General features: G+C 71.9%; 19 protein-coding genes and 1 pseudogene. 17 read left to right on the top strand and 3 right to left on the bottom strand.

What is annotated here, in order from left to right:
* The first annotated feature begins 134 nt into the window (after positions 1–134).
* From ssd to FCH28_RS33680, 7 genes and pseudogenes are all read left to right on the top strand, one after another.
* Positions 135–1271, top strand: a complete 1137-nt coding sequence (ssd, locus tag FCH28_RS33710) for a septum site-determining protein Ssd (RefSeq protein WP_136744023.1) — start codon at positions 135–137, stop codon at positions 1269–1271.
* On the top strand, positions 1268–2428 hold the full coding sequence (locus FCH28_RS33705; protein WP_136744022.1) for a TadA family conjugal transfer-associated ATPase: 1161 nt from the start codon (positions 1268–1270) through the stop codon (positions 2426–2428). The genes ssd and FCH28_RS33705 overlap by 4 nt, the downstream gene beginning before the upstream one ends.
* On the top strand, positions 2425–3351 hold the full coding sequence (locus FCH28_RS33700) for a type II secretion system F family protein (protein ID WP_187363991.1): 927 nt from the start codon (positions 2425–2427) through the stop codon (positions 3349–3351). The genes FCH28_RS33705 and FCH28_RS33700 overlap by 4 nt, the downstream gene beginning before the upstream one ends.
* Positions 3352–3389: 38 nt before the next feature.
* The gene (locus FCH28_RS33695; RefSeq protein ID WP_136744020.1) at positions 3390–4178 is read left to right on the top strand and encodes a type II secretion system F family protein; all 789 of its coding nucleotides are present in this window, start codon (positions 3390–3392) and stop codon (positions 4176–4178) included.
* 34 nt (positions 4179–4212) lie between these two features.
* On the top strand, positions 4213–4401 hold the full coding sequence (locus FCH28_RS33690) for a DUF4244 domain-containing protein (RefSeq protein ID WP_136744019.1): 189 nt from the start codon (positions 4213–4215) through the stop codon (positions 4399–4401).
* Complete coding sequence (locus FCH28_RS33685) at positions 4388–4786, top strand: TadE family type IV pilus minor pilin (protein ID WP_136744018.1); 399 nt, start codon at positions 4388–4390, stop codon at positions 4784–4786. The genes FCH28_RS33690 and FCH28_RS33685 overlap by 14 nt, the downstream gene beginning before the upstream one ends.
* A pseudogene (locus FCH28_RS33680) lies at positions 4743–5033 on the top strand (Rv3654c family TadE-like protein); the annotation flags it as partial. The gene FCH28_RS33685 and the pseudogene FCH28_RS33680, both read left to right, overlap by 44 nt.
* A gap of 141 nt (positions 5034–5174) precedes the next feature.
* Here the strand turns inward: FCH28_RS33680 and FCH28_RS33675 are convergent.
* The gene (locus FCH28_RS33675) at positions 5175–7616 is read right to left on the bottom strand and encodes a DEAD/DEAH box helicase (protein ID WP_136744017.1); all 2442 of its coding nucleotides are present in this window, start codon (positions 7614–7616) and stop codon (positions 5175–5177) included.
* An 80-nt stretch (positions 7617–7696) separates the two neighbouring features.
* On the opposite strand from FCH28_RS33675, the gene bldG reads away from it, so the two are divergent.
* From bldG to FCH28_RS33635, 9 genes are all read left to right on the top strand, one after another.
* The gene (gene bldG / locus FCH28_RS33670; protein WP_046926810.1) at positions 7697–8038 is read left to right on the top strand and encodes an anti-sigma factor antagonist BldG; all 342 of its coding nucleotides are present in this window, start codon (positions 7697–7699) and stop codon (positions 8036–8038) included.
* A gap of 107 nt (positions 8039–8145) precedes the next feature.
* Positions 8146–8586: an ATP-binding protein gene (locus FCH28_RS33665; RefSeq protein WP_136744016.1), complete on the top strand. Its 441-nt coding sequence runs from the start codon at positions 8146–8148 to the stop codon at positions 8584–8586.
* A gap of 53 nt (positions 8587–8639) precedes the next feature.
* Positions 8640–8804 (top strand): hypothetical protein, encoded by a 165-nt coding sequence (locus tag FCH28_RS38395; RefSeq protein WP_169314319.1) that lies wholly within the window; start codon positions 8640–8642, stop codon positions 8802–8804.
* A 171-nt stretch (positions 8805–8975) separates the two neighbouring features.
* On the top strand, positions 8976–9155 hold the full coding sequence (locus FCH28_RS33660) for a hypothetical protein (protein WP_136744015.1): 180 nt from the start codon (positions 8976–8978) through the stop codon (positions 9153–9155).
* A gap of 448 nt (positions 9156–9603) precedes the next feature.
* The gene (locus tag FCH28_RS33655) at positions 9604–12018 is read left to right on the top strand and encodes a sodium-translocating pyrophosphatase (protein ID WP_136744014.1); all 2415 of its coding nucleotides are present in this window, start codon (positions 9604–9606) and stop codon (positions 12016–12018) included.
* Between the two features lie 218 nt (positions 12019–12236).
* Positions 12237–12809, top strand: coding sequence for a small secreted protein (locus tag FCH28_RS33650; RefSeq protein WP_136744013.1), 573 nt, complete (start codon positions 12237–12239; stop codon positions 12807–12809).
* Between the two features lie 142 nt (positions 12810–12951).
* Complete coding sequence (locus FCH28_RS33645; RefSeq protein WP_425472057.1) at positions 12952–14511, top strand: DUF7059 domain-containing protein; 1560 nt, start codon at positions 12952–12954, stop codon at positions 14509–14511.
* A 114-nt stretch (positions 14512–14625) separates the two neighbouring features.
* Positions 14626–14823 carry a hypothetical protein gene (locus tag FCH28_RS33640; protein WP_136744011.1) on the top strand — a complete coding sequence of 66 codons (198 nt, stop codon included), beginning with the start codon at positions 14626–14628 and terminating at the stop codon, positions 14821–14823.
* Positions 14824–15024: 201 nt separating this feature from the next.
* Positions 15025–15429 carry a hypothetical protein gene (locus tag FCH28_RS33635; protein WP_136744010.1) on the top strand — a complete coding sequence of 135 codons (405 nt, stop codon included), beginning with the start codon at positions 15025–15027 and terminating at the stop codon, positions 15427–15429.
* A gap of 67 nt (positions 15430–15496) precedes the next feature.
* On the opposite strand, the gene FCH28_RS33630 is transcribed toward FCH28_RS33635, so the two are convergent.
* Together FCH28_RS33630 and FCH28_RS33625 are read right to left on the bottom strand one after the other, a co-directional pair.
* Positions 15497–15961, bottom strand: coding sequence for a DUF2752 domain-containing protein (locus FCH28_RS33630; protein WP_136744009.1), 465 nt, complete (start codon positions 15959–15961; stop codon positions 15497–15499).
* A gap of 38 nt (positions 15962–15999) precedes the next feature.
* A complete protein-coding gene (locus tag FCH28_RS33625; RefSeq protein ID WP_136744008.1) occupies positions 16000–16605 on the bottom strand; it encodes a hypothetical protein in 606 nt (201 codons plus the stop codon).
* A gap of 500 nt (positions 16606–17105) precedes the next feature.
* Here FCH28_RS33625 and topA point away from each other — a divergent pair, with 500 nt between their 5' ends.
* On the top strand, positions 17106–19958 hold the full coding sequence (topA, locus tag FCH28_RS33620; RefSeq protein ID WP_136744007.1) for a type I DNA topoisomerase: 2853 nt from the start codon (positions 17106–17108) through the stop codon (positions 19956–19958).
* Positions 19959–19960 lie beyond the last annotated feature (2 nt).

The following is a 19960-nucleotide window of genomic DNA, read 5'->3' as shown; positions in this document are numbered from 1 at the left end:
TGACGGGGATATTCACAGGCGCGGAGTTGTCCACAGATTTGGGTCAAGATCCCCGCGATTTTCCCGATCGCTGCACCGTGAAAGTCCGCGTAGTTCGCGGATGGGCGAGTTGTGCAGCGATAGGGGGACAGAACATGGCCGGATCCAACGCATCCGATCGGTCGGCTTCGACCGGCGGAGAACACGGCGGACCGCTGATCATCACCGAGGACGAACGGCTCCTCGACGATCTTCTGCGGCTGTGCGCGGCCGCCGGCGCGCTGCCCGAAGTGGCTCACGGCCTGCCGGCCCGTGACGGGGGCTGGGAGGCGGCGCCCCTGGTGATCGTCGGAGACGACCGGGCGGCCCGGCTGGCCGGCGTCGAACGGAGAGACGGCGTCGTTCTCGTCGGCTCGGACGCACAGGACCCCGGGCTGTGGAGACGGGCCGTCGCCATCGGGGCGGAGCGGGTTCTGACCCTTCCCGGCGACGAGCGCTGGCTGGTCGACCGGATCGCCGACGCGGTCGAAGGTGTCGGGCCGCCGGCACTCACGGTCGGCGTCATCGGCGGCCGCGGTGGAGCCGGCACCAGCACCCTGGCCTGTGCGCTGGCCCTCACCGCTGCCCGTACGGGACGGCCCACCATGCTCGTGGACGGGGATCCGCTGGGCGGCGGGCTCGACGTCCTGCTGGGCGGCGAGAAGGAGAAGGGCCTGCGCTGGCCCGCCTTCTGCGCCTCGCGCGGCCGGGTGGCCTGCGGCGCCCTGGAGGAGTCGCTGCCGCGGCTGCACTCCCTGCGGTTGCTGAGCTGGGATCGCGGTGCCGAGGTCGCGATCGCGCCATCGGCCGTGCGCGCCGTCATGGCGGCGGCCCGGCGGCGCGGCGGTGTCGTGGTGGTGGATCTGCCGCGCCGGGTCGATGCGGCGGTGGCGGAGGCGCTGGCACAGGTGGATGTGGGCCTGCTGCTCGTCCCCTTGGAAGTGCGGGCGGTCGCGGCCGCCCACCGGGTGGCGGCCGGAGTCCGCACGGCCCTGCGCGATCTGCGAGCGGTGGCGCGCGGCGTCCCGGGAGCGGGTACGGGACTGGATCCGGACGAGATCGCGCGCCTTCTGGAGCTCCCCTTGGCCGGCGAACTTCCTTGGGAACACGGCCTGTTGGCGCAGCCGTCGCGGGATGTGCCACCGGGGGCGAACGCGCGGGGGCCGCTGGCCCGGTTCTGCGCGGGGTTCTGGGCGCTGATGCCGGAGTGCGGCGGAGCGGCCGCCGGGGCGCCGGGCGGTGGGCGGTCATGACCCGGGAGTTGCTGGAGGTGGTGCGCGGCCGGCTGGCCGAGGCCGGAGCCGAGCCGACGCCGGCACGGGTCGCGCTGGCGCTGCGGGAGGAAGGACGAGTCCTCGGGGACGCCGAGGTGCTGGGGGTGGTGGCCGCGCTGCGGTCCGAGATGGTCGGCACCGGGCCCCTGGAGCCGCTGCTCGCCGCGCCCGAGGTGACGGATGTGCTGGTCACCGCGCCGGACGAGGTCTGGGTGGACAGGGGCGGCGGGCTGGAGCGTACCGACGTGCGCTTCCAGGACGCGGCGCAGGTGCGCCGGCTGGCCCAGCGGCTGGCGGCGGTGGCCGGTCGACGGCTCGATGACGCCCGGCCGTTCGTGGACGCCCGGCTGCCGGACGGCACGCGGCTGCATGCCGTGCTCCCCCCTGTGGCGGTCGCCGGAACCTGCCTCTCCTTACGGGTGCTGCGGCCCCGGGCCTTCGCCCTCGCGGAGCTGGTCGCGGCGGGAACGGTCCCGCCGGGAGGCGAGCGGCTGCTCACCGCGCTGCTGGCCGCCCGGCTCTCCTTCTTGATCACCGGGGGCACAGGATCGGGCAAGACGACGCTGCTCAGCGCCCTGCTGGGGCTGGTGGGACCGGCCGAGCGGATCGTGCTGGCCGAGGACTCGGCGGAGCTCCGCCCGGACCATCCCCATGTGGTGCGGCTGGAGACGCGGCCGGCCAACCAGGAGGGCGTCGGACGGGTGGCGCTGAAGGACCTGGTCCGGCAGGCGCTGCGGATGCGACCTGACCGGCTGGTGGTGGGCGAGGTGCGCGGCGCCGAGGTCACGGACCTGCTGGCCGCGCTCAACACGGGGCATGAGGGCGGCTGCGGCACGGTGCACGCCAATGCCGCCTGCGACGTCCCCGCGCGGCTGGAGGCGCTGGGCTCGACGGCCGGGCTGGACCGTGCCGCCCTGCACAGCCAACTGGCCGCTGCCGTCTCCGTGGTCCTGCATCTCGTACGGGACCGGGGCGGGCGGCGGCGGATCGCCGAGATCCATGTCCTGGAGCGGGACCGCGACGGCTTCGTGGTGACCGTCCCGGCTGCGATCTGGAGCCCGGACGGCTTCCAAGAGGCGCCCGGCTGGGGGCGGTTGGCGCGGCTGTGTGCGCGGGGCGGGGGTGAGCGGTGGTGACGGTCACGTCGATCGCGGGGTGGCTCGCGGTGCTCTGTGCGGGGACCGCGGGCTGGTTGGCCACGGGCGGCCGGGATGGCGCGCGGCGGCGGGCTCGGGAGCTCCTCGGGGGCGGTACGGGTGGCCGGGCCGTAGGGGGAATGGCGGAGCGGTGGCGTGCTGCTCGCCTTGCCTGGCGGGGGCGCGTCGGGCGGGAGGTCTGGTGTCTGCCGGCGGGGCTCGGGCTGGGGGCGCTGGGCAGGTCGGTGGTGCCCGTCCTGGTCTCGGTGGCGGCCCTGTTCGTCGTCCGCCGGTGGCTGGCCGCCCGTGAGGCGGAGCGCGAACGGGACCGGCGGGCCGACGCGGTGATCGGCCTGTGCGCGGGGGTGGCGGGCGAGCTGCGTGCCGGGCGGCAGCCGGCACCGGCCCTGCTCGCCGCAGAGACGCCGGGACTTGGGACGGCCGGCCCGGCGGTATGGGCGGCCGCGCGCTACGGAGGTGACGTGCCCCGGGCGCTGCGTGCGGCGGCGCGGCTGCCGGGGGCCGAGGGGCTGACCGGTATGGCGGCGTGCTGGCAGGTCGCGGTGGAGGGCGGCGCCGGACTGGCCGCCGGACTGGAGCGGATCGCGGCCGGGCTGCGCGCCCGGCGTGATCAACGCGAGGAGCTGCGGGCCCAGTTGGCGGGCCCTCGGGCCACGGCCCTGATGCTCGCGCTGCTCCCGGTGTGCGGGCTCCTGATGGGCGGCGCGCTCGGCGCGGACCCGCTGCGGGTGCTGCTGCACACCCCGGTCGGCTGGGGCTGCCTGGTGATCGGCGGGCTTCTGGAGTGGGGCGGGGTGGCCTGGACGGCCCGGATCGTGGCCGGCGCGATGCCGGCGGTGGAGCGACACCCGGATGTGTCGCGGGCGGAAATCAGCAGCTGTGAGAGGGGGACGAAGTGGTGAATCCGGGCTGCGGCCCAGAAGTTGTCCACAGGGTGGGGATGGCGGTCTCGGCCGCACTGGGTGCGCTGTACGTGGGCGCGGCGGTACGGGAGGTGCATCGCGGGCGGGTCGTACGGAAACGGATCTCGGTCATTCTGGGCGCACCGCGGCCGGCCGGTCGCCTCACTCCGGCCCGATGGCGCGGCAGGGGACGGACCGCGACGGACGACGGGCGCCGGGCCGGGGGACTGAAGCCGTACGCCGGACCGATCGGGGCGGCGGGCTTTGTCGCCGTTCTCGTGGGCGGGGTGGCCGGACTGCTGGCGGGGCTCGCCGCCGGTTTCGGGGCGCATCGCTGGCTGGTCCGGCAACGCGTCGCCGACGCGCACAAGTTGGAGCAGGCCACGGTGCGTACGGAGCTGGCGCCGGCCGGAGATCTGCTGGCCGCCTGCCTCGCCGCGGGAGCCGGACCACGGGAGGCGGCCGAGGCGGTGGGCGGGTCGCTGGACGGGGTCGTCGCCGAGCGGCTGCGCCATGTGGCGGCGGAACTGCGCCTGGGCGGCGAACCGGCCGCCGTGTGGTCGCGGCTGGCCGCCCTTCCCGGGGCCGAAGGGCTGGCGCGGTGCCTGGAGCGCGCCGGGATATCCGGGGCACCGGCCGTCGAGCCGGTGTCGCGTATCGCCGCGGAGCTCCGAGCCGAGTGGGGCAGAGCGGCGGCGGCGCGGGCCCGGCGGGCGGGTGTGCTGGTCACCCTGCCGCTGTCCGGGTGCTTTCTGCCGGCGTTTCTGACGCTCGGGGTGGCACCGGTGCTGATCGGCCTGGCGAGCGGCCTGCTGGGGCGTAACTGAACTGTTGATGAAGCCGAGTTCGAGGGGGATGGCGATGTTTCGACGATGGTGGACGGCGCTGCGTACCGCGCAGCCTGACCGGGGGATGGTCACGGGGGAGTACGCCGTGGGGACGCTGGCCGCGTGTGCCTTGGCGGCGGTGCTGTTCAAGGTCCTGACCAGTGCCGCGGTCCAGGCTCGGCTGACGTCGCTGGTCCAGGGGGCGCTCGATGTCCCGTTCTGAGGGCGGCGGGACGGCCCGCCCCCGTGCCCCCGCCGGGCGGATCGTGCGCGACGCGGGCTTTGTCACGGCCGAGACGGCCGTGGTGCTGCCGGTGCTGGTGGCGGTCGTGGCGGCGCTCATCTGGGGCCTGATGGCGGTCTGTGCCCGGATCGAGTGTGTGGACGCGGCCAGGGCCGGGGCACGGGCCGCGGCGCGGTCGGAACCACGGGCGGCGGTGATCCGGGCGACGCGCGCCGCGGCTCCACGGGGCGCGCGGGTGGCGCTGGCGCGGGAGGGCGATCTGGTGCGGGTACGGGTCGCGGTCGAGCTGCCGGGTGTCGGCCGGCTGACGGTACGGGTCGGTGGGGAGGCGGTGGCTCTTGCTGAGGAGACGCTCGGGCGATGAGGGGTCCGCGACGGTGTGGACGGTCTTCGCCGCGGCGGCGCTGTGCGCGGTCTTCGTGGCGCTGATCGGCGTCGGCCAGGCCGTCACGGCGCGGCACCGTGCGGGCGGCGCCGCCGACCTGGCCGCGCTGGCCGCCGCGGACCGCGCCCTCCAGGGCCGGGCGGTGGCCTGCGCGGCGGCGCGGCGGGTGGCGGCCGCGCAGCACACCCGTCTGGTGCGCTGTGCACTGACGGGCGCGGTCGCCGATGTTTCCGCCGAGGCCGGCCGCCGCCCCTTCACGTCTCGGGTACGCGCACGGGCCGGACCGGCGACTGCCGTACGGGGGCTGAGCGGCGCCCCCGAGGCGGCGGAGCCCCGGCCTGGCGACGACAGCGCAGCGGTGGGCCCGCTACGCCTCCGGTACCCCGCGCAGCAGCTCGCCCAGAAGGCGGATCGCGCCCCGTTTGTGGAGCGGGTCGTTGCCGTTGCCGCACTTGGGGGACTGGATGCAGGACGGGCAGCCGGCGTCGCACTCGCAGGAGGCGATGGCCTGGCGGGTGGCGGCCAGCCACTCGGGGGCGGTGTGGAAGGCGCGCTCGGCGAAGCCCGCGCCACCCGGATGGCCGTCGTAGACGAAGACCGTCGGCAGCAGGGTGTCCGGGTGGAGGGGGATGGAGACGCCGCCGATGTCCCAGCGGTCGCAGGTGGCGAAGAGCGGCAGCATGCCGATGGAGGCGTGTTCGGCGGCGTGCAGCGCGCCGCCCAGCTGCCGGGGATGGACACGGGCGGCGTCGAGCTGATCCTCGGTGACGGTCCACCACACCGCACGGGTGCGCAGCGTCCGCGGGGGCAGGTCCAGCTTGGTCTCGCCCAGCACTTCACCCGAGATCAGCTTGCGGCGCAGAAAGGAGACCACCTGATTGGTGACCTCGACGGAGCCGAAGCACAGCCGGGCGTCGCCCCAGGGGACCTCGGTGTCGGTTTCGAGGATGGAGATGGCGGTGGTGTCGCGCGCGGTCGTGGAATAGGGCGGGTTGGCCTCCTCGACAAGTGCCACGTCATCCTCCAGGTCGAGGTGCCGGACGAGATACGTACGGCCCTGGTGGAGGTGGACGGCGCCGTCGTGGACGGCGGTGTGCGCGGCGCCCGCGTCCACGGTGCCCAGCAGCCGCCCGGTGCCCTCCTCGACGATCTGCACCGGGGAGCCGCCCTGGCCGCGGATGTCGGTGAGATCGGCGGCCCGCTCGCGGCGCGTCCAGTGCCAGGCGGTGGCGCGCCGGCGCAGCAGATTCGCGGACTCCAGCTGCGGCAGCAGTCCGGCGGCCGCCGAGCCGAAGAGCGGGAAGTCGGCTTCGGTGAGCGGAAGTTCGGCGGCCGCCGCGCAGAGGTGCGGGGCGAGGACGTAGGGGTTGTCGGGATCCAGGACGGTGGACTCCACCGGCTGGTCGAAGAGCGCCTCGGGATGGTGCACGAGATAGGTGTCCAACGGGTCGTCCCGGGCCACGAGCACCGCGAGGGCGCCCTGCCCGGCGCGTCCGGCCCGGCCGGCCTGCTGCCACAGGGACGCGCGGGTGCCCGGATAGCCGGCGATGACCACGGCGTCCAGACCGGAGACGTCCACGCCCAGTTCCAGCGCGGTGGTGGCGGCCAGGCCGAGGAGTTCGCCGCTGTGCAGGGCGCGTTCCAGGGCGCGGCGTTCCTCGGGCAGATAACCGCCCCGGTACGCGGCGATCCGCGAGGGCAGCGAGCGGTCCACCTCAGCGAGCCGTTCCTGCGCGATCAGGGCGATCAGTTCGGCGCCGCGCCGGGAACGTACGAAGGCGACGCTGCGGACGCCCTGGACGGCGAGGTCGGTGAGCAGATCGGCGGACTCGGCGGTGGCGGTGCGGCGGACCGGGGCGCCCTGCTCGCCGTGCAGTTCGGTCAGCGGCGGCTCCCACAGTGCGAAGACCAACTCGCCGCGGGGCGAGGTGTCCTCCGTGATTTCCACCACGGGAAGACCGGTGAGCCGGGTGGCCGCCTGTCCGGGTTCCGCGGCGGTGGCTGAGGCGAGCAGAAACGCCGGGTCGGAGCCGTAGCGGGCGCAGACCCGGCGCAGCCGGCGGATGACCTGCGCGACATGGGAGCCGAACACCCCGCGATAGGAGTGGCACTCGTCGATGACCACATAGCGCAGCGCGCGCAGGAAGGAGGACCAGCGGGGATGCCCGGGAAGGATGCCGCGATGCAGCATGTCGGGGTTGGTCAGGACGTAATTGGCGTACTGGCGGACCCATTCGCGCTCCTCGACCGGCGTGTCGCCGTCGTAGACCGCGGGCCGGACGGCCGTGCCGAGCGGATCGGCAAGCTCGCGCACGGCGCGCCGCTGATCGGCCGCCAGCGCCTTGGTGGGGGCCAGGTACAGGGCCGTGGTCCCCCTGCCGTTCGGGGCCTCGGAGCCGTCCAGGAGCGTGGAGAGGACCGGCGCGAGATACGCCAGCGACTTGCCCGAGGCGGTGCCGGTGGCGACGACGACCGATTCGCCGCGCAGCGCGTGTTCGGATGTCCGTGCCTGGTGAGCCCAGGGGCGATCGATTCCGGCCGAACGGATGGCCCCGATCACTTCCGACCGGATCTGATCGGGCCAGTCGGCATGGCTGCCGATCCGCGGGGGCAAGTGCTCCGTATGAGTGATGCGCGCAGCGCGGGTCGCGCCCCGGGCGAGACGGTCGAGAATCATGCCTGGGGACGGGCTGGCGCCCGCATCCGGCGGGAGTCGATTGGAGGCCATCGGCACCGAGTGTGTCACCGGAGTGACGGACAATGCTGGCAAGGCGTCGTGCATGCCTGCTCGTAAGTGATTGAATGCCATCGCGGCTGCCGATCCGCCCCTACCTACGGTGGGGAGGCCCCAGGGGGGCGACCGCTCGATAGCAAGGTGCTGGAGGATCCGTGGACCTGTCCCTGTCGACCCGGACCGTTGGCGACCGTACGGTCGTCGAGGTCGGTGGCGAGATTGATGTATACACCGCGCCCAAGCTGCGGGAGCAGCTGGTCGAGCTTGTGAACGACGGAAGCTACCACCTTGTGGTGGACATGGAACGTGTCGACTTCCTCGACTCCACTGGGCTCGGCGTGCTGGTCGGCGGACTCAAGCGGGTGCGTGCCCATGAGGGCTCGCTGCGCCTGGTCTGCAACCAGGAGCGCATTCTCAAGATCTTCCGTATCACCGGTCTGACCAAGGTGTTCCCGATTCACACTTCGGTCGACGAAGCCGTCTCCGCGACAGACTGACGGTTTCATGGTGCCCGCGCCCCCGGCGCGGGGAGGAAGTAGTGGGGGGTCCCGGACGTAGCCGTCCGGCCCCCCGCGTTGCACGTCCGTAAAACGAGGGGGATGGCATGGCCACCGTCGAACTTCGCTTCAGCGCCCTTCCCGAGCACGTTCGGACCGCGCGTCTGGTCGCTGCCGCGGTGGCACGGCGCGCCGGGGTGGACGAGGCCGTGCTGGACGAGGTGCGGCTCGCCGTCGGTGAGGCCTGCAGCCGCGCGGTGGGGCTGCACGCCAGCAATGACATCGCGGCCCCGGTGCGGGTGCTGCTGATCGAGGACGAGAAGTCGTTCTCGATCGAGGTGGGCGACGGTGTGCCCGGCGGTGCCGGTACGGACGCCGCGGCGGGTGCCGGCCTCGAAGGCGCGGAGGGCGGCGACGCCGAGGGCGAGGACGAGATGGGCCTCGCCGTGATCAGCGGGCTGGTCGACGACGTCGAGGTGACCTCCGGCGAGAACGGCGGAGTGATCCGGATGAGCTGGCCCACGGCGGCCGCCCCGGCCGTTCCCTAGCGCCCAGCGGTGGATCAGGGGGACGACGACGAGCCGGTCTTCGTCCGCAGCCGGTGGGGGCGAATCACTACGTCCACCACCACCGCAACCCGATCGGCCCAGCGCTGATCGTGCTGACGCCGGTCATCGCCGGCGCCGTCATCTTCGGACTGTGGTCCAGCAGCCGCTGGAGCGACGGCGCGCTGAGCGACGTGGTTCATGAGGCGGCCAGGCCCTGAAGCTCCTACGACGCGCGCGGCGGCGTGCACGACTGGCCGATACGCGATGCCGTCCTGATACGCGACGCCGTCGAGGACGCGGACGGGGGGCGCCCTTCGCGCGGGCCTCGTACGAGTCGAGCGGGCGGAGGCCGATGCCGCCAGTCGCGCCGAGGCCGACCGGAAGGTTCCTTGGGGCAGCCCCGCGACGACAGCGGCATCACCCGCTACGAGATCACCGCGCACGGCGCGGACGCCGCCTTCCGCATGGCCATCGCCCGGGTCCGGACCGTACGGGGCACGTCCGGCGGCGCGGGAGCCGTCCTGCCGCGGCACGAGCGGACGGCCGCCGGGCGCGAGGGCCACTGCTGACCGCCGTGGGCCACCCGCCTCCCTCCCCCCTCGCGTCAGCCACATGCGTTGCGATCCGGACTCGATCTGATGCCTCATCAGCCGATTCTCCGGGAGCGGCAGCGCGCCGTACGGCCGCCGGTCGACGGGTGCGGCCGGGCCCAACCGTCCCTGCCGCCACGCCCATCACTGCCGCAGCAAACCGGCGCACGGCGTCTTTGAGCAGCGGCGATCAGGGCACTGGCGGTATGACAGAGAGATCATCGGGCAGCGGTCAGCGAATTCTTCGTATTCCTTCGTCCGGGCGAATTCTGCGGACGCCATCCTTTTGATCTTCGCGGCTACCGGCGAATTCCCTTTGTCGCGCACTGTTTTGATCTAGTGCGGCTCCCTAGAATCCGTCCACATCTTGCTCAGGACGCCTGAGCGTGCTTCCGCGCGCCCATGTGCCAAACGTCAAGGAGGACGAATGGCGGGGCCTTACACCCCTCAGTTGCTTGACACCCCCTCTTTTCTGGCCGGCCCGTCGCTGACGACCGGCAATCGCGGCCTTGTGCTGGTGATCGCCGTCGTCGCCCTGGCGGCGCTGGCTGTCGCGGCGGTGCTGGTGCGCCAAGTACTGGCGGCCGGCGAGGGAACCGACAGTATGAAGAAGATCGCGGCCGCGGTGCAGGAAGGCGCAAATGCCTATCTGGCACGGCAGTTGCGGACCCTTGGCGTATTCGCCGTCGTGGTGTTCTTCCTGCTCATGCTGCTGCCCGCGGACAATTGGACACAACGGGCCGGACGCAGCGCCTTCTTCCTGATCGGCGCCGCTTTCTCGGCGGCCACCGGCTATATCGGCATGTGGCTCGCGGTGCGCAGCAATGTGCGCGTGGCGGCCGCCGCCCGTGAAGCCACTCCGGCCGAGGGCGAGAACCGGGAAAAGGATCTTACGGCGGTCGCGCACAAGGCCATGAAGATCGCATTCCGCACCGGTGGCGTCGTCGGAATGTTCACGGTGGGGCTCGGCCTGCTCGGCGCCTCCTGTGTGGTGCTCGTGTACGCGGTCGACGCGCCCAAGGTGCTGGAGGGCTTCGGTCTCGGCGCCGCGCTGATCGCGATGTTCATGAGGGTCGGCGGCGGCATCTTCACCAAGGCCGCTGACGTCGGCGCCGACCTCGTCGGCAAGGTTGAGCAGGGCATCCCCGAGGACGACCCGCGCAACGCCGCCACCATCGCGGACAACGTGGGCGACAACGTCGGCGACTGCGCCGGTATGGCGGCCGACCTCTTCGAGTCGTACGCCGTGACGCTGGTCGCCGCGCTGATCCTGGGCATGGCGGCCTTCGGCGACGCCGGACTCGCCTTCCCGCTGCTGGTCCCGGCCATCGGCGTGCTCACGGCGATGATCGGCATCTTCGTCGTGGCACCCCGGCGTTCCGACCGCAGCGGCATGACCGCCATCAACCGCGGCTTCTTCATCTCCGCGGCGATCTCGCTGGCCCTGGTGGCCGTCGCGGTGTACACCTACCTGCCGTCCTCCTACCGGGATCTGTCCGGCGTCACCGACCCGGACATCCTCGGCCGGAGCGGCGATCCGCGGATGCTGGCCCTGGTGGCGGTGGCCATCGGCATCGTGCTGGCCGCGCTGATCCAGCAGCTGACCGGCTACTTCACCGAGACCACCCGGCGGCCCGTACGAGACATCGGCAAGACCTCGCTGACCGGCCCGGCGACCGTCGTCCTCTCCGGGATCTCGATCGGCCTGGAGTCCGCGGTCTACTCGGCGGTGCTGATCGGCCTGGCCGTCTACGGGGCGTTCCTGCTGGGCGGTGCCTCCATCATGCTGGCGCTGTTCGCGGTGGCCCTGGCCGGCACCGGCCTGCTGACCACGGTCGGCGTCATCGTCGCGATGGACACCTTCGGCCCGGTCTCCGACAACGCCCAGGGCATCGCCGAGATGTCCGGCGACGTCACCGGCGACGGCGCGCAGGTCCTCACCGACCTGGACGCGGTCGGCAACACCACCAAGGCCATCACCAAGGGCATCGCCATCGCGACGGCGGTGCTGGCGGCGTCCGCGCTCTTCGGCTCGTACCGGGACGCGATCGCCAACGCCGTACGGGAAGTGGGCCAAGCCGCCAGCGGGATGGGGCTCAGCCTGGACATCTCGCAGCCCAACAACCTGGTCGGGCTGATCCTCGGCGCCTCGGTCGTCTTCCTGTTCTCCGGGCTGGCGATCAACGCGGTGTCGCGGTCCGCCGGTGCGGTGGTCTTCGAGGTGCGCCGCCAGTTCCGTGAGAAGCCCGGGATCATGGACTACTCCGAGAAGCCCGAGTACGGACGCGTCGTCGACATCTGCACCAAGGACGCGCTGCGCGAGCTGACGACACCGGGTCTGCTGGCGGTGCTCACCCCGATCGCGGTCGGCTTCACGCTCGGCGTCGGTGCGCTCGGCTCGTTCCTGGCGGGCGCGATCGGCACCGGCACCTTGATGGCGGTCTTCCTCGCCAACTCCGGTGGCGCGTGGGACAACGCCAAGAAGCTCGTCGAGGACGGTCACCACGGCGGCAAGGGCAGCGAGGCGCATGCCGCGACCGTCATCGGCGACACCGTCGGCGACCCGTTCAAGGACACCGCGGGCCCGGCGATCAACCCGCTGCTGAAGGTCATGAACCTGGTGTCGCTGCTGATCGCGCCCGCCGTGGTCAAGTTCTCCTACGGCGAGGACAAGAGCATCGGAGTGCGAATCGTCGTCTCCGTGCTCGCGATCGGCGTGATCGTCGGGGCGGTGTACGTCTCCAAGAGGCGCGGAATCGCGGTGGGTGACGAAGGCAACTCCGGAAGCCGGGAGCACTCGGAAAAGACCGCGAAGTCGGCGGAGACGGCGGTGGCGTCCTAGCCGCTACGGCGTCCGCGAAAGGGCCCCCGAGCAGGTCAACGGGCGGGTGTCCGGCGCGTTTTGTGCGTGCCGGGCACCCGCCTTCGGCGTGCCCGGGTGGCCCTGCGCTCCTTGGTGCAAATGGCTGCAATGAGGGGCGGCCGGGACGCCCGGCTGAGGGACCAGGCCCTTTGGACGTGTATGTTCCGGGGCCGAGAGCCATGGAAGGGACCAATCCGGTGAACAAGAAGCTAGTGGCTGCACTGTCCGGCGGTGCGGCACTCCTCCTCGCGCTGACCGGCTGCAGCGACGAAAACAAAGAGCTCAACGACTGGGCGAAGAAGTTCTGCGACCCTGCGCAGGCTCAGTTCAAGCAGATCCAGGACGCCAACGCCGCCATGCAGACGGCAGATGACGGCAGCACGGACTCCAAGAAGGTCCAGCAGACCGACTCGGCTGCCTTCCAGAAGATTTCCCATGCCTATGCGTCGCTGGCCAAGTCCCTGGACACGGCGGGCGCCCCGCCGAGCGAGGGCGGCGAAGAGGCCCAGAAGAACGCGGTCAAGGAACTCAACTCGCTGTCCAAGGGGTACGCCGACCTCAAGAAGCAGGTCGAGTCCCTGGACACCAAGGACAAGTTGAAGTTCGCGGACGGCCTGCGGAATCTCTCCAACGGCATCAACAAGCTCAACAAGCAGAGCGAGGCGGCCTTCAAGAACCTGGAGTCCGGCGACGTCGGCAAGGCGATGGCCGCCCAGAAGGGGTGCCAGAGCCAGGGCGGGTCCGGCGCGCCGTCTCCCAAGAAGTCGTAGCCGCTGGAAGTCGCACCCGCTGGAAGTCCTGGCGGGAGTCGTAGCGAGAGCGTTCAGGAGACGGTCCGGCACACGGCCCGGCGACGCGCCCGAGAGGGGTGCGGCGTCGGGCCGTCGCCGATTGTCAGTGGTTGCCCTGACAATGGGGAGCGTGAGTACGCACCTCCCCACCGCAGATGCCCAGGACCCCGAGAGCAGCGCCCGCACCGCCCGGCTGCGCGAAGCGCTGCTGGCCGCCGACTTCACCGCCGACGGCCTGCTGGACCTGCTCGGCGCGCCGGCCTATGCCGCGCTGGCCCGCAGCGAGACCGTCCCCGCGCTCCGGGCGACACGCGGTGACAGCCCGCTGGAGACCCTGGTGCGGCTGTTTCTGTTGCAGCGTCCGGTGGCGCCGGCGCTGGCCAAGGCCGCGCTGCCGGTGGCGGACTGCCTCACCGACGGCTGGCTGGTGCAGGAGGGCGACGACGTCCGCGCCAGTGTGGACGTCCGGCCGTACGGCGGCCCCGAGGGCCAGGACTGGTGGATCGTTTCCGACCTGGGCTGTGCGGTCGGCGGCGCCGGCGGCATCCGGGGCGCCGGGGAAGCGGACCGGGCGCAGCTGGTGCTCGGCGTGGGCGGCGCGTCCACGACCCTCGCCGGGATCACCGCCCGCAGGCCCGTCTCCAAGGCGCTCGACCTCGGTACGGGCTCCGGCATCCAGGCGCTGCACGCCGCCCAGCACGCGACCCGGGTGACGGCCACCGACCTCAACCCCCGGGCGCTGCGGATCGCCGCGCTGACGCTGGCGCTCTCCGGGGCGCGCCCGGCGGACCTGCGGGAGGGCTCGCTGTTCGAGCCGGTGGGGGACGAGACCTTCGACCTGATCGTCTCCAACCCGCCGTTCGTGATCTCTCCCCTCCGTCCCGAAGGGGCACGCCTGACGTACCGGGACGGCGGGATGGGCGGCGACGACCTGTGCCGGACGCTGGTCCAGCAGGCCGCGGCCCATCTCAACGACGGCGGGTACTGCCAGTTGCTGGCCAATTGGCAGCATGTGGAGGGCGAGGAGTGGACCGACCGGGTCCGCTCGTGGGTGCCGCGTGGCTGCGACGCGTGGATCGTGCAGCGCGAGGTGCAGGACGTCACGCAGTACGCCGAGCTGTGGCTGCGCGACGCCGGTGACCACCGGGCCGGCGGTGAGGCGTACGCCGAGCGGTACGACGCCTGGCTCGACGAGTTCGAGGCGCGCAAGACCAGGGCCGTCGGATTCGGCTGGATCGCGCTGCGCAAGTCCGGGTCCGGCAACCCGTCCATCACGGTCGAGGAGTGGCCGCATCCGGTGGAACAGCCCCTGGGGGACTGCGTCGTACGGCACTTCGAGCGGCATGACTATCTGCGGGCGACGGACGACGCGGCGCTGCTGGCCGGGCACTTCCGGCTGGCGGACGAGGTGGTGCAGGAGCAGGTCGGGCTGCCCGGGGCGGAGGACCCGGAGCATGTGGTGCTGCGCCAGAACCGCGGTATGCGGCGGGCCACGAAGGTGGACACGGTCGGCGCGGGCTTCGCCGGGGTGTGTGACGGCTCGCTGCCGGCCGGGCGGATTCTGGACGCCATCGCCCAGCTCGTCGGCGAGGACCCGGTCCGGCTGCGGGACCGTACGCCGGAGTCGATCCGGATGCTCATCGGACAGGGGTTCCTGGAGCCGGTGACTCCGGAGAGCTGAGCGCGGGGGGAGGGGGAGACAGGAGAGCAGGCCTGGGGCGGGAGGGAAGGCCGAAGCGGACGCCGTTCATCCGGTGTTCGCCCGAGCGCCAGCCAGGGGTGCCACGCTGCCCGTATGGAGAGTGGACCCGAGGTCTTCGCCGGTGCGGCCTTCGCCCTGTTCGGCGCCGGACTGCTGTTGTGGACGGGGTTTGCCGTATCGACCGGGCAGCCGGTCGCCGACGGCGTCAGGCGCCCGGTCGGCATGGTGGCGGCGCTGCTGTTCGGTGCGGTGTTCCTGGCCACGGGATGCTGGCTGCTGGTCTCGCTGTAGCGGCGGCACGACCGCACGCTTTCAGCCAGATTCGCATGGGCCGTGCGCTCGCGTCCCAACTGCCGCATGAGGCAGCCCCCTTCGCTTTCGGCCAGTTCTGCAACGGGTGGCCGGTGTGTCACGGTTCGAAGGAACCTTCCCCTCGCGTCACCCGTGTTCCTCGATGAAGGTCATCAACCGGCCCATCAGTGAGGAACCGATATGAACCGTGCACTCCGTTACACCGCCGTGGGCGTGGCCGCCGTAGCCCTGCTCGCCGGAGGTACGGCGGGAGCCTTCGCCGCGCCGCAGGATCTGCACAAGCCCACCTCCGTCGTGGCCACCGCGCCGACGGCGGCGTCGCTGACCGCCAAGGCCAGCGTGACCACGGTCAAGGCATGGGAGCAGTTCCGGATCACCGGCATCGCCAAGGGCATAGCGGCGGGCAGCAAGGTCACCGTCCAGCAGAAGCAGGGCGGCAAGTGGGTCGCGCTGCCCGCGTCGGCGCCGGTCAACGCCAGTGGCACGTACGGGGTACGGGTGAAGCTCGGCATCAAGGGCGTCAACCAGCTCCGCGTCGGCGCCGGCAGCACGGTCTCGCCGGTGGTCACGGTCACCGTCCGCTGACGGCGGCGGTCCGGCCCGCGGCGGACGCGGGCCGGACCTCGCCACCGTGTTCCGTGGCCGGACCGCCTCAGCCGACGAGGTTGCGCGTGATCATCCACACCGCCGCGATGCCCAGCACCACGGCATTGCCCCGGCCGGTCAGCCGCGGCCGGAAATAGCGCCCCTTCAGCCCCGCGATCAGCCAGCGCGCGACGCCGTACGCCACCGCCGGCACGCCCAGGACGAGCAGCACCATGTTGTCGTGGAACGCCGTCACGACATCGGCGTGCAGCAGGTCGTACGCCATCCGGGTCCCGCCGCACAGCGGGCACAGCACCCCGGTCGCCCATTTCAGGGGGCAGGGGATCAGCACATGTCCGGGCTCGTGCGGATTGGTGTGCCAGAGGTAGACGGCGCCCGCCAGCCCGACGCCCAGCGCCGCGGACGCGCGCAGGACGGTGCGTTTCCGGATGGAGGCGGCGCTGGGCGTCGGAGGCGCTACGGGGTGCACGGGCTCCCCGGGGTTCAGGTGCACGGGTTCCCCGGGATTCATGTGTTCCGACGGCACGGGGTTCATGTGTTCCGAGGGGCTCACACGCTCAGCGACCTGGCGTAGTTGACCTGGTTCAGCACGAACATGACCTGGTCGGGAGACTGCACCGGAATCATCGTGGCGTGATGACGGCCGCCGCTGTTCACCGTGACCTGCACGAATCCGGTCGTCTTCCGTTCCTTCATCAAGAGGAAGAGCAGTCCGAGCAGGCAGGCGAAGAAGAAGACGATGGCGAGCACGACCGCGTACGGCGGCGTCGTCACCTCGGTCCGCGACATGTCCGTCGCCGTCCACGCCGCGCCCTTGAGCGGCATCGGACCGCCCGGCGTCACGATCGTGTCGCCGGTGACCGAGATATCGCCGATCGACATCAGCTGCATCCCGCCGCCGGCGGGCGCGGGCTGCGCGGGCGGCGCGGCCGGTGGCGGCGGCGGAGTACTCGGCGGCGTCCCCGGAGCGGCCTGCGGATAGCCGTACCCGGGGTCGGCGGGCTGGCCGGCCTGCGGATATCCGTATCCGGGGTCCCCCGGCTTGCCGCCCTGCGGGTAGCCGTAACCGGCCTCGACGGGCTGGCCGCCCGGTGGCTGGGCGTACGGATTCTGGTCGGGCTCTTCCGGCGGCGGTCCGGGGTACTGGTTCGCCATGGTGATCTGACCCCCCGAGGGTGCGTACTGACGGCAGTCCTCGGCTCGAAGCGGTGAGCCGTGCCGCGTCCATCCTGCCAGCCGCCTTCCGTGCTCACATCAAGAAAGCGACGGCTCCCGGAGCCGCCGTTCGCCGTTCGCCGGCACCGGGTGGGCCCGGATGCCGGGCCGGCCGCCGTGGCGACCGTCACTGTGCGAGATCACCGGGACATCGCCGACGGTGCCGGTGGGCGGCTCTCGCGGGGCTCCGGGCGGCGAAGGGAGGGGGCGGCGGCCCGGCGGCGGAAGATCGCCGGGGCCGTGTTGCGGGGGCCGAGTGCGGTGCGGGGCGACATGAAGGCATGTAGTCGGGTTACCGTTCGAGTGGCGTTGCGGGGTTTTTCCGTTTGACACGGGGGCGGGATGTACCGTCACACTCCGCAGCGTCAAGCGTCACCGCAGAACGCCCCGAGCGTCCGGCCCGGGAGCATCACAAGCGTCGACCGGAGAGAAGAGCGAAGTTGTCCCCGACCAGCGAAGCCACAGAGGGCGGCGGCCGCCGACTCGTCATCGTCGAGTCGCCTGCCAAGGCGAAGACGATCAAGGGCTATCTCGGCCCGGGCTACGTGGTCGAGGCCAGCGTCGGGCACATCCGTGACCTGCCCAACGGCGCGGCGGAGGTCCCGGCGAAGTACAAGGGCGAGCCCTGGGCCCGCCTCGGTGTCAACGTCGACGCCGACTTCCAGCCGATCTACGTGGTCAACAGCGACAAGAGAGACCAGGTCAAGAAGCTCAAGGAGCTGCTGGCCGAATCCGACGAGCTCTACCTCGCCACCGATGAGGACCGCGAGGGCGAGGCCATCGCCTGGCACCTCCAGGAGATCCTCAAGCCCAAGGTCCCGGTCCACCGGATGGTCTTCCACGAGATCACCAAGGACGCGATCCGCGAGGCCGTCGCCAACCCGCGCGACCTGAACCAGAAGCTGGTCGACGCCCAGGAGACCCGCCGCATCCTCGACCGCCTCTACGGCTACGAGGTCTCGCCGGTGCTGTGGAAGAAGGTCATGCCGCGGCTGTCGGCCGGCCGGGTGCAGTCCGTCGCGACCCGTCTCGTCGTCGAGCGGGAGCGCGAGCGCATCGCCTTCCGCTCCGCCGAGTACTGGGACCTGACCGGCACCTTCGCCACCGGACGCGCCGGCGACGCGAGTGACCCGTCGACCCTCGCCGCGCGGCTGACCACCGTCGACGGCCGCCGGGTCGCGCAGGGCCGCGACTTCGGCCCCAACGGGCAGCTGAAGAACGCCGATGTCCTGCACCTGGACGAGGCCAACGCCCGCGCGCTGGCCGCCGCCCTGGAGAGCACCGACTTCGCCGTACGGTCCGTGGAGTCCAAGCCGTACCGGCGCTCCCCGTACGCCCCGTTCCGTACGACCACCCTCCAGCAGGAGGCCAGCCGCAAGCTCGGCTTCGGCGCCAAGGCCACCATGCAGGTGGCACAGAAGCTGTACGAGAACGGCTTCATCACCTATATGCGTACCGACTCCACCACGCTCTCGGACACCGCGATCGCCGCGGCCCGGCGGCAGGTGACGCAGCTCTACGGCGCCGACTACCTGCCGGACCGCCCGCGTACCTACGCCGGCAAGGTCAAGAACGCCCAGGAGGCGCACGAGGCGATCCGCCCCTCCGGCGACCGCTTCCGCACCCCGGCGGAGACCGGGCTGACCGGTGACCAGTTCAAGCTCTACGAGCTGATCTGGAAGCGGACCGTCGCCTCCCAGATGAAGGACGCGACGGGCAACTCCGTCACCGTCAAGATCGGTGGCACGGCGAGCGACGGCCGGGACGCCGAGTTCAGCGCGTCCGGCAAGACGATCACCTTCCACGGCTTCATGAAGGCCTATGTGGAGGGCGCGGACGACCCGAACGCCGAGCTGGACGACCGCGAGCGGCGGCTGCCGCAGGTCGCCGAGGGCGACGCGCTGACCGCGCGGGAGATCACCGCCGACGGGCACGCCACCAAGCCGCCGGCCCGCTACACCGAGGCCACGCTGGTCAAGGAGCTGGAAGAGCGCGAGATCGGCCGTCCGTCGACCTATGCGTCGATCATCGGCACGATCCTGGACCGCGGCTATGTCTTCAAGAAGGGCACCGCGCTCGTCCCGTCGTTCCTCTCCTTCGCCGTGGTCAACCTGCTGGAGAAGCACTTCGGCCGGCTGGTCGACTACGGATTCACCGCCAAGATGGAGGACGACCTCGACCGCATCGCGCGGGGCGAGGCGCAGTCCGTGCCGTGGCTGCGGCGCTTCTACTTCGGCGAGGGCGAGGCCGAGGCCGCGGGTGCCGCGTCGGACGCCGGCAACGGCGACGGCGACCACCTCGGCGGGCTGAAGGAGCTGGTCGAGGACCTGGGCGCGATCGACGCCCGGGAGATCTCGTCCTTCCCGGTGGGCGGCGACATCAAGCTGCGGGTCGGCCGCTACGGCCCGTACGTCGAGCGCGGGGAGAAGGACGCCGAGGGCCACCAGCGCGCCGACGTCCCCGACGATCTCGCGCCCGACGAGCTGACCGTGGAGTACGCCGAGGAGCTGCTGGCCAAGCCGAGCGGTGACTTCGCGCTGGGCACCGACCCGGTCAGCGGCCACGAGATCGTCGCCAAGGACGGCCGCTACGGCCCGTACGTCACCGAGATCCTGCCCGAGGGCACCCCGAAGACCGGCAAGAACGCGGTCAAGCCGCGCACCGCCTCGCTCTTCAAGTCGATGTCCCTGGACACCGTGACCCTTGAGGACGCGCTGAAGCTGATGTCGCTGCCGCGGGTCGTCGGCAAGGACGCCGAGGGCGTGGAGATCACCGCGCAGAACGGCCGCTACGGCCCGTACCTCAAGAAGGGCACCGACTCGCGCTCCCTGGAGACCGAGGAGCAGCTGTTCGGCATCACCCTCGACGAGGCGCTGGCGATCTACGCGCAGCCCAAGCAGCGTGGCCGGGCCGCCGCCAAGCCGCCGCTCAAGGAGCTGGGCACCGACCCGGTGAGCGGCAAGCCGGTGGTGGTGAAGGACGGCCGGTTCGGCGCGTATGTCACCGACGGCGAGACCAACGCGACGCTGCGGCGGGACGACGACGTCGAGACGATCACCGCCGAGCGCGGCTACGAGCTGCTGGCGGAGAAGCGCGCCAAGGGGCCGGCGAAGAAGAAGACGGCCAAGAAGGCGCCGGCGAAGAAGACGGCGGCGAAGAAGACGGCCGCCAAGAAGACCACCGCGGCCAAGAAGACGACCGCGAAGAAGACCACGGCGAAGAAGACGACCGCCAAGAAGGCCACCGCCAAGACGGCGGCGGCCAAGAAGACGGCGGCTTCGGCCGAGGACTGAGG

It is taken from the genome of Streptomyces piniterrae, assembly GCF_005048155.1.
Taxonomy (GTDB): Bacteria; Actinomycetota; Actinomycetes; order Streptomycetales; family Streptomycetaceae; genus Streptomyces; species Streptomyces piniterrae.
The sequence above is the reverse complement of the archived record's forward strand: the minus strand, read 5'-3'. Positions and strand labels throughout refer to the sequence as shown.